At 73.9% G+C, this 9,228-nt stretch carries 8 protein-coding genes and 1 pseudogene; 3 read left to right on the top strand and 6 right to left on the bottom strand.

From position 1 onward, the window contains the following. Positions 1 to 94: pseudogene (locus tag ABZ318_RS37645) on the top strand (protease HtpX); the annotation flags it as partial. 15 nt (positions 95 to 109) lie between these two features. On the opposite strand, the gene ABZ318_RS37640 reads toward ABZ318_RS37645, so the two are convergent. Genes ABZ318_RS37640 through ABZ318_RS37620 form a run of 5 tightly spaced genes read right to left on the bottom strand, consistent with a single transcriptional unit; the run spans position 110 to position 5,343 of the window. Beyond that, positions 110 to 901: an ATP-binding cassette domain-containing protein gene (locus ABZ318_RS37640; RefSeq protein WP_356906927.1), complete on the bottom strand. Its 792-nt coding sequence runs from the start codon at positions 899 to 901 to the stop codon at positions 110 to 112. Then, the gene (locus ABZ318_RS37635) at positions 898 to 1,884 is read right to left on the bottom strand and encodes an ABC transporter ATP-binding protein (RefSeq protein ID WP_356906926.1); all 987 of its coding nucleotides are present in this window, start codon (positions 1,882 to 1,884) and stop codon (positions 898 to 900) included. Before ABZ318_RS37635 ends, ABZ318_RS37640 begins: the two co-directional genes overlap by 4 nt. 5 nt (positions 1,885 to 1,889) lie before the next feature. Beyond that, positions 1,890 to 2,759: an ABC transporter permease gene (locus tag ABZ318_RS37630; RefSeq protein ID WP_356906925.1), complete on the bottom strand. Its 870-nt coding sequence runs from the start codon at positions 2,757 to 2,759 to the stop codon at positions 1,890 to 1,892. Then, positions 2,756 to 3,709, bottom strand: a complete 954-nt coding sequence (locus ABZ318_RS37625; RefSeq protein ID WP_356906924.1) for an ABC transporter permease — start codon at positions 3,707 to 3,709, stop codon at positions 2,756 to 2,758. The genes ABZ318_RS37630 and ABZ318_RS37625 overlap by 4 nt, the downstream gene beginning before the upstream one ends. After that, positions 3,706 to 5,343, bottom strand: coding sequence for an ABC transporter substrate-binding protein (locus ABZ318_RS37620; RefSeq protein WP_356906923.1), 1,638 nt, complete (start codon positions 5,341 to 5,343; stop codon positions 3,706 to 3,708). Before ABZ318_RS37620 ends, ABZ318_RS37625 begins: the two co-directional genes overlap by 4 nt. Positions 5,344 to 5,483: 140 nt before the next feature. Here ABZ318_RS37620 and ABZ318_RS37615 point away from each other — a divergent pair, with 140 nt between their 5' ends. Further along, positions 5,484 to 6,533, top strand: coding sequence for a LacI family DNA-binding transcriptional regulator (locus tag ABZ318_RS37615; RefSeq protein WP_356906922.1), 1,050 nt, complete (start codon positions 5,484 to 5,486; stop codon positions 6,531 to 6,533). 7 nt (positions 6,534 to 6,540) lie between these two features. Here ABZ318_RS37615 and ABZ318_RS37610 read toward each other — a convergent pair whose 3' ends face one another. Next, entirely contained in the window at positions 6,541 to 8,175 is a 1,635-nt protein-coding gene (locus ABZ318_RS37610; protein ID WP_356906921.1) for an amidohydrolase, read from the bottom strand. 91 nt (positions 8,176 to 8,266) lie between these two features. Between ABZ318_RS37610 and ABZ318_RS37605 the strand changes: the two genes are divergently transcribed. Next, the gene (locus ABZ318_RS37605; RefSeq protein ID WP_356906920.1) at positions 8,267 to 8,971 is read left to right on the top strand and encodes a helix-turn-helix domain-containing protein; all 705 of its coding nucleotides are present in this window, start codon (positions 8,267 to 8,269) and stop codon (positions 8,969 to 8,971) included. Positions 8,972 to 9,228 lie beyond the last annotated feature (257 nt).

The raw sequence follows: 9,228 nt of genomic DNA, 5'->3' as shown, positions 1-9,228 counted from the left end.
CCACGTCTACAACCGGGACATCCTCATCTCCTCGGTCGCCGGAGCGCTCGCCTCCGTGATCATGTTCCTGGTCAACTTCGCCTGGCTGATCCCGGCCCCGGCCCGCGCGTCACCGCCCCGCCGGCCGCCGCCCGCGCCGGGGGACGGAGTCGAGCAGGAGCCGGGTGTACGGGTGTTCCGGCGCGTCCAGGACGCGCGCGGTCGGGCCCGTCTCCACGACCCGGCCGGACTTCAGCACCAGGACCTCGTCCGCGACGTGCCGGACCACGGCCAGGTCGTGGGTGACGAACAGGTAGCCGATGCCCGACTCGCGGCGGATCGCGCCGAGGAGTTCGAGGATCTGCGCCTGGATCGACACGTCGAGCGCGGCGACCGCCTCGTCGAGGACGAGGACCCCGGGCTCCACTGCGAGGGCGCGCGCGATCGCCACGCGCTGGCGCTGCCCGCCGGAGAGGCCCCGGGGGAGGGCCGAGGCCTCGCGCGCGCCGAGCCCCACCTGGTCGAGGAGCTCGGCGACCCGGGCCCGGCGCCCGTCCCGGCCGAGGCCGGTGTGGAGGCGCAGGACCTCGTCCAGGCAGCCCGAGACGGTCACCCGGGGATCGAGCGAGAGGTACGGATCCTGGAAGACCATCTGGATCTCCCGGGCCCTGGCGAGCCGTTCGGCCCGGCCCCGGGCCCGCGTGGAGCGGTCCCGGCCGCCGAGGCGGACCGTGCCGCCGTCCGGGCGCTCCAGCCCCACGAGCATCCGGACCGTGGTCGTCTTGCCGCTGCCGGACTCCCCGACGAGGGCGAGGCAGGACCCGGGCGCGAGCACGAAGGACACGCCGTCGACCGCCGTGTGGTCCCCGTACCGCTTGCGCAGTCCGTCGACGACCAGGCCGTCTTCGAGCAGGACGGTCACAGCGTGATCCCTTCTTCGGCACGGTGGCAGGCGGCGAGCCCGTCCCCGTGGCGTACGAGCGCGGGCGTCTCCTCGGCGCAGCGCGGCAGCGCGTGGGCGCAGCGCGCGGCGAAGGAGCAGCCGGGCGGCGCCTCCGCGAGGGAGACGGGGCGGCCCGGGATGGGCCGGGGGACCGGCGTGCCCGGTTCGAGACGCGGGGTGCAGGCCAGCAGACCCGCCGTGTACGGGTGGCGCGGCGCGTCGAACAGCTCGTCCGTGGACCGGGTCTCCACGATCCGGCCCGCGTACATGACGTACACCCGGTCGCAGACGGCGGCGGCCAGTTCGAGGTCGTGGGTGACGAACAGCATGCCCGTGCCCCGCTCGGCCCGCAGCCGGGCCAGGATCGAGACGACCTCGGCCTGCGTGGTGACGTCGAGGGCCGTCGTCGGTTCGTCGGCGACGAGGAGGGCCGGCTCGCTCGCGAGGGCCGCCGCGATGACGACCCGCTGGAGCATGCCGCCGGAGAACTGGTGCGGATGGCGTCGCAGGGCGCCGCGCGGGTCGCGGATGCCGACCGCGTCGAGGAGTTCCTCGGCGCGGGCGGTCGCCTCGGCGGCGGGCGTCCCGGCCGCGCGCAGTCCCTCGGTGAGGAAGTCGCCCACCCGCCGCAGCGGGTTGACGGAGGCGCGCGGGTCCTGGAAGACCATGGAGACCTGCCGGGCGCGCAGCGCGGTCAGCTCGGCGCGGTTCATCGCGAGGACGTTCCGCCCGGCGACCCGGACCTCCCCGTCGGTGCGGGCGCCGGCGGGCAGCAGTCCGAGGACGCTGCGGCAGGCCACGGACTTGCCGGAGCCGGACTCGCCGACCAGGCCGACCGTCTCCCCGGGCCGCACCGTCAGGCCCACCCCGTCCAGGATCGGCCGGGCGGCCCGGTTGCCGGCCAGGCGGACACCGAGGCCCTCGATCTCCAGGACCGGCGCGGTTTCGCCGTGTTCGTGCATGCCGTTCACCGTTCCCGCTTCGCGATCCGGTCGGCGAGCCCCTCGCCGACGACGCCGAACGCCACCACGGCGAGCACGATGCACGCGGAGGGCGCGAGGGCCGGCAGCATCGCCCCCTGCAGGACGGCCGCCTGCCCCTCGTTGATCATGGCGCCCCAGTCGGCGGCCGGCGGCTGCACGCCGAAGCCGAGGAAGGACAGGGCCGCCAGGTCCATCAGGGCGTACCCGAAGTTCATCGCGGACTGGGCGAAGACCGTCGGCGCGATGTTGGGCAGCAGGTGGCGCACGGAGACGGTCCAGCCGGACCAGCCCTGCACCACATACGCCTCGATGTACGGCCGGGCCTTCTCCTGCCGCGCGATGCCCCGCACCAGCCGGCCCACGTACGGGGTGTAGGCGACGGACATGGCGATCACGGGCGCGGTGAGCCCCTCGCCGACGACCGACACGAGCAGGATCGCGAGCAGCAGACCGGGGATCGCGAAGACGAGGTCCATGGACCGGGACAGCAGCGTGTCCACCCAGCCGCCGCGCCAGGCCGCCACCACGCCGAGGAGGGTGCCGAGCAGGGTGGAGACGCCGACGACGAGCAGCGGCCCGAGCAGCCCGGTGCGGGCGCCGTGGAGCAGTCGGGACAGGACGTCCCGCCCCGACTGGTCGGTGCCGAGCGGATGGTCGCCGGTGGTGCCGACGAGACTCGCCGACAGGTCGAGCGCTTCGGGGTCGTACGGGGCGAGGACGGGGGCGAGCAGGGCGACCAGGACGAGCGCGGCGAGCATCGCGACCGAGACCGCGAAGAGGGGCCCCCGGCCGAAGGGGCGCAGGGCGCGCAGCCCGGGTCTGCGGTACGGCACCGCGGAGGTGGTGGAGGTCATGAGGAGCCTTCCCCGAGGGAGAGACGGGGGTCGATGAGCGGGGCGAGCAGGTCGACGACGAGGTTGACGAGGACGAAGGCCGCGACGCTGAGCAGCGTGATCGCCTGCACGACCGCGAAGTCCTTGGCGGTGACGGACTGCACGAGCAGGGAGCCGAGTCCGGGGACGTCGAAGGCGGTCTCGACGATCGAGGTGCTGATGAGGAGGCCGGCGAGCATCGTGCCGCCGACGGTGACGACGGGCCCGAGGGCGTTGCGCAGCACGTGCCGGCGGACCACGGACCGGCCGGCGACGCCCCGGGCCCGTGCCACCTCGACGTGCTCGCGCCCCAGTTCGTCGAGCATTGCCGAGCGGGTCACTCGGGCGAGGAGTCCCGCGAAGGACAGCGCCAGGGCGACGGCCGGCAGGATCAGCTGGTACAGCCGCTCGGAGAGCCCCGCCGGGGTCCCGCCGCCGGGTCCCGGGAACCAGCCGAGCTGGACGGAGAAGAGCGAGACGAGGGCGATCGCCGTCACGAACGAGGGCGTGGCGGTGGCCACTCCGGTGCCGATGAGCACCACCCGGTCCGGCAGGCCGGGACGCAGGGCGGCGAGGATGCCCGCGGAGACCCCGAGCACCGCGACGAGCACGGCGGCGCAGCCGACGAGCAGGGCGGTGCCGGTGAGGCGCGAGCCGATGAGCGAGGCCACGTCCTGGTGGTACTGGGCGGAGCGGCCGAAGTCCCCGCTCAGCACTCCGCCGAGCCACTTCGCGTACTGGGTGGCCAGCGGGTCGTCGAGGTGGTGCTCCGCGCGCAGGGCCGCCACGGCCGAGGGGGTCGCGGGGCGGCCGTGCAGCAGGAACGACACCGGGTCGCCGGGGGCCAGATGGACGGAGCCGAAGACCACGAGGGAGGTCACGAACAGCACCGCCGCCAGGCCGAGGAGCCGTCCGACGAGGTAGCGCGTCATCGCTTCGAGGCCCCGATCGTCGCGGCCCACGGGAAGTAGAGCTGGGCGATGCCGGTCGGTGCGCCGGTGATCCGCTTGCCGAGGAAGACCGAGTAGGGCGCCTCGTACACGGGGATGACGGGCAACTCGTCGAGCGCGATCTTCTGGAGCCGCGCGGTGAGTTCGGCGCGCCTGACCGGGTCGGGCTCGGAGTTCGCCCGGTCGAAGGCGACGTCGAACTCGGCGTTCGACCAGCGGCCGTAGTTCCCGAAGTCGCCGGTGCGCAGGTACTGGTAGAACTCCAGCGGGTCGGGCGTGTTGTCGTAGCCGTTGGTGATGACGAGGTCGAGGCCCTCGCGCGCGTCCGGGTCGACGAAGATGCCGCTGTACGCGTCGGGCGACACCGGCTTCAGCACGACGTTCAGGCCGATCTGGCGGCCCGCGGCCTGGACGGCGTTCGCGACGACGCTGATCTCGGGTGCGAGGGTGCTGGTGACGAGGGTGACCGTCCGGCCCTTCGCGTGGGCCTCCTCGACGAGCTTCTTCGCCGCCTCGACGTCGTACGCGGGCTCGGGCAGCGTGTCGAAGAGCTCTGCCGTCCTCTCCGGGGCCAGCGCCCAGGCGCCGCGCGCGGCGGGGGCCTTGGCGGGGACGCCGACGCCGCCGGCCGCGGCCTTGACGATGTTCTTCCGGTCGAGGGCCATCGACAGGGCCTTGCGGACCTTGAGGTTGCCGAGCGCGCCGTGGAAGTCGAGGACCGCGAGGTTCGCGGTGGCGGTGTTGGGGCCGAAGAGGAGCGTGCCCTTGTTGCTCGCGCGCAGCTGGGCGAAGGAGGAGGACGGGACCATGTAGCCGCCGTCGGCGGTGCCGGACAGGAAGGCGTTGGAGCGGGCCGCCGGGTCCTCGACGAAGGTGAACCTCACCTTCTCGGACTTGGGGGCGAGCGTCTTGTCCCAGTAGGCGGTGTGCTTCCTGAGGGTGATGCTGTCGCCCTGGGCCCAGCTGTCGAGTGCGTACGGACCGGTGCAGTTCAGCTTGCCCTTGGGGGTGCCGTAGTCCTTGCCCTCCTCGGCGAGGGAGGCGGCGCTCACGATCGTGCCGGGGGAGGCGGCCATCAGCTCGTGGAAGAGGACATCCGCCTTGCCGAGGCGGATCGTCACCTCCAGGGGGCCGGTCTTCTCGACGGCGTCGACGGTCTTGAAGGCGGAACCCCAGGGGGAGCCGGTCTTCGGGTCCATCTGGCGCTTCAGGGAGGCGACCACGTCGTCGGCGGTCAGGACGGTGCCGTCGTGGAACCTCACGCCGGGGCGCAGGGTGTAGACGAGGGTGCGCGGGTCGGGTCGCGACCACTTCACGGCGAGGCCGGGCACGATCTTCATGTCGGGGGTGACCCGGAGCAGCTGCTCGCACACGTTGGCGAGGACGGTGTTCGGCGGGTAGTCGTAGGCGAGGGCGTAGTCGAGCGTGTACGGCTCGGCATACAGGGACCAGGTGAAGGAGTCCAGCGGGCCCTGCGCGGGCGGTGAGGTGGGGCTGACCTTGAAGTCCGCGCCGCCGCCGGCCGCGGGCGGGACCGTGGCGCCGGAACAGGCGCCGGTGGTGGCCGCGAGCGCGGCGGTACAGACGAGAAGCGCGAGGGCTCTGGGCATGCGCATGGGACCCACCCCTTTACGGGTGTAGTGACGGGCTCGGGGGATGGAGCGAGTATTCGTGCGGGAACGTTCCCGCACAAGACCCGCACCCGACTTTGCGGGAACGGTTTTGCGGAGGTCGCGGGGGTGGCAGCATCACCCCCATGACCGAAGCTCCACGGCACGGCGGGCAGCCCTCGCCGCCCACCCCGCGCGTCCGCCTCGTCGACGTGGCCCGCGAGGCGGGCCTGTCCAAGACGACCGTCTCGGCGGCGCTCAACGGCACCGGCAGGCTCTCCCCCGAGGTACGGGAGAAGGCCCGCGAGACCGCGCGCAGGATGGGCTACCGGCCCAACGCCACCGCGCGCCATCTGCGCGCGGGACGGGCCAGGTTGATCGGATACGTGGTCGGCGAGTTCGCCGCCACTCCCTGGACCTTTCTCGAGTCGCCGTACTTCGCCCGGCTGACCGGCGCCACCGCGGCCACCGCGCTGCGCCGCGGCTACGCCGTGGTGCTGCTGCCCGCCGGCTCCCTGCAGAGCGAGTGGGCCGACCTGTCCCTCGACGCGGTGGTCGTCGCCGACCCCGTCGCCGACGATCCGGTCGTCGAGGGCCTCCTCGCCGCCGGCATCCCCGTCTTCACGGACCGCTCCGTCGAGGGGATGCCGGGGGCCTACTGGGTGGACGTCGACGCGGGCGGCGCCGTCCGCGAGGCCCTCGACCACCTCCGGGAGCAGGGAGCCCGGCGGCCCGTCCTCGTCGTACCGGACAGCGCCACCCGCTTCCACACCGAGGTGTCCACCGCCCACCGGGAGTGGTGCGCCGCCCACGGCCTGCCGGAACGGACGGTGCGCGTCGAGGAGGCCGGCAACGGGCCGGTGGTGCGCGGCGTCGAGACCGCCCTGACCGCCGACGGGCCGGAGCGCCCCGACGCCCTCCTGGTCGTGGCCGAGGCGAGCCCGCCCCTCGTCCTGGAGGCGGCGCGCCGCCACGGCTACGAGGTCCCGGACGACCTGCTGGTCGTCCTGGTCAGCGAGGACGCCACGGCCCTCCACACCGACCCGCCGGTCACCACCTTGAGCCTGCGGCCCGAGGCGGTCGCGGAGGCCGGCGTCGAGCACCTCGTCGCGGTCCTGGAGCACGGCCGCCGGGAGCCCGCCGGGACGCTCGTACCGACGCGTCTTGACGTCCGGGCGTCGTCGCTTCGCGGATGAGGCCCGGTCAGACCGCGTGCACCAACCGCCCGCCCACGTACGTCCGCTCCACCCGGGCCTCGGCGATCTCCTCCGGCGGGCCGGTGAGGATGTCGCGGTCCAGGACGACCAGGTCGGCGAGGTGGCCGGGGCGCAGGCTGCCGGTGTCGTCGAGACCGTTCACGTGCGCGGTGCCCGCCGTGTAGGCGGCGAGCGCCGTGGTGAGGTCGAGGCGCTGCTCGGCGTAGAAGACCCGGTCGTCGGCGGCCTCGGGGTCGCGGCGGTTGACGGCGACGTGGATGCCCGCGATCGGGTCCGGGCTGCTGACCGGCCAGTCGCTGCCGGCGGCGAGGGTGGCCCCGGCCCGTACCAGATCGCCGAACGGGTACTGCCAGGCGGCGCGTTCGGGGCCCAGGAACGGGATGGTCAGCTCGTCCATCTGCGGCTCGTGCGCGGCCCACAGCGGCTGGATGTTGGCGATGGCGCCGAGCGTCGCGAACCGCGCCAGGTCGTCGGGGTGGACGACCTGGAGGTGCGCGAGGTGGTGGCGGTTGCCGCGGCGCCCGTTCGCGGCGATCGCGGCCTCCAGCGCGTCCAGGGCCTCGCGGACGGCCCGGTCGCCCAGGGCGTGGAAGTGGACCTGGAAGTCGAGGGCGTCGAGCTCGGTCACGTACCCGCGCAGCGCCCCGGGATCGACGAAGCTCAGCCCGCTGTTGGCGGTGGCGCAGCCGCAGCCGTCCAGGTACGGGGCGGTCATGGCGGCCGTGAAGTTCTCCGCGATGCCGTCCTGCATGATCTTCACGGAGCCGGCGCGGAACCGGCCGAGGCTGAACTTCTCGCGGCGGGCGACCAGTTCGGGGATCTGCTCGGAGCCCCGCTCCCGGTCCCACCAGAGCGCCCCGGTCACCCGGGCGGTCAGCGAACCGTCGCCGGCGGCCGTCAGGTACGCCTCCGACGGGTCGGTCATGCCGCCGAAGGAGCCGAGCAGCGCGTCCTGCCAGGCCGTGATGCCGAGCGAGTGCAGCAGCTTCTGGGCGCGCAGCAGACCGGCGAGGCGGTCCTCGGCGGTGGTCGCCGGCACCAGCCGGGCGACGAGCCCGATCGCTCCCTCCTGGAGCATGCCGCTGGGGGAGCCGTCCGCCTCCCGCTCGATCCGCCCGTCGGCCGGATCGGGGGTGGCGGCGGTGATGCCGGCCAGTTCGAGCGCCCGGGAGTTGGCCCAGGCGCCGTGGTGGTCCCGGTTCGACAGCAGGACCGGCCGGTCGGGGACGACGGAGTCGAGCAGCTGCCGGGTGGGCAGTCCGCCCTCGAAGCTCTCCATCGACCAGCCGCCGCCGGTGATCCAGGCGTGCTCCGGGTGGGCGTCCGCGTACTCCCGGATCCGTGCCAGGTAGTCGGCGACGCCGACCGTGCCGGTGAGATCGCACTCGGCCAGCTCCTTGCCGCCGGAGACGGCGTGGATGTGCGCGTCCTGGAAGCCGGGGAGCAGCAGCTTCCCCGTCAGGTCGACGACCTCCGTGCCGGGGCCGACGAGGTCCCGCACCTCGTCGTGGCCGACCGCCGCGATCCGCTCGCCGACGACGGCGAGCGAGGTCGCACGGGTGCGGGCCGGGTCCGCCGTGAAGACGGGTCCGCGGGTGAAGACCAGATCGGCCGTGGTCATGGGCGCTCCAGAACATGGGGTGTGGGTTGGTGGGCGCCATGCAAGCGGGCGGACCGTTTACACGTCAATGGTGTTGACGTAAGGTCCGGCCATGTCCGAACGCGTGGTCCCCGAAGGAAGGCGGCAGCGCCGCCGCCCCACCAAGCAGGGCGCCGTCCTCTCGGAGCGGCTCATCGTCGAGACCGCGCTGCGCCTGATCGGCCGGCACGGCGCGGAGGCCCTGTCGGTACGGAGGCTGGGCGCCGCGCTCGGCGCCGACCCCACGGCCCTGTACCGCTACTTCCGCAACACCGACGCGCTGCTCCTCGCCGTGGCCGACGAGATCATCGGCCGCGCGCAGGAGGGCTGGACGGCCACCGGCGACTGGCGAACGGACCTCCGGGAGCTGGGACTCCGCATCCACGGCTGCTACCAGGCCTACCCGCAGGCGGCGGCCCTCGCGGCCCACCGCACCACCGGCCGGCCGTACGAGACCCGGGCCGTCGAGCGGATCCTCGGCGTCCTGCGCTCCGCCGGCTTCCCGGACGGCCTCGCCGTGCGGATCTACCACGCCTTCGTCGACCAGGCCCTCGCCTTCGCGGCCCAGGACGCCGCCGCGCTCGCCCTGCCGCCCGCAGCCCAGGAGAAGGAGGCGGAGGTCTGGCACGCGGTCTACGGCAGGCTGTCGCCCGACACCCACCCGAACATCGCCGCGACCTTCCCCCTGCTCGCCGCCGACATGCGCGACAGCGGCTATCCGTTCGCCCTGGAACTCATGCTCGCCGCGGTGGCGGCGCTGCGGCCGGCGGACGGGTGACCCGAGGCGGGGGAGGGGCGCGCGGGGGCGCCGTAGCATGAGTCGCCTTGTGAGGAACCCGTTCTGACGAAGCGACACGTACGCGCGAAAGGACCCCCGTGATCTCCATGCGCAGCGCACTCGCCCTCCCCCTCGCCGCCGTCTCCCTGGCCCTGGCGACCCCGCCCGCCCCGGCGGCCGGGACGGCCGCCGCCACCACCGAGGAGGCCCGGCTCGACAGATAGGGAGAGCACACGGCTTTAATGCAGTCACACAGA

Source organism: Streptomyces sp. NPDC006197 (assembly GCF_040613865.1).
Classification (GTDB): domain Bacteria; phylum Actinomycetota; class Actinomycetes; order Streptomycetales; family Streptomycetaceae; genus Streptomyces.
This window is presented reverse-complemented; position numbering and strand designations above follow the sequence as displayed.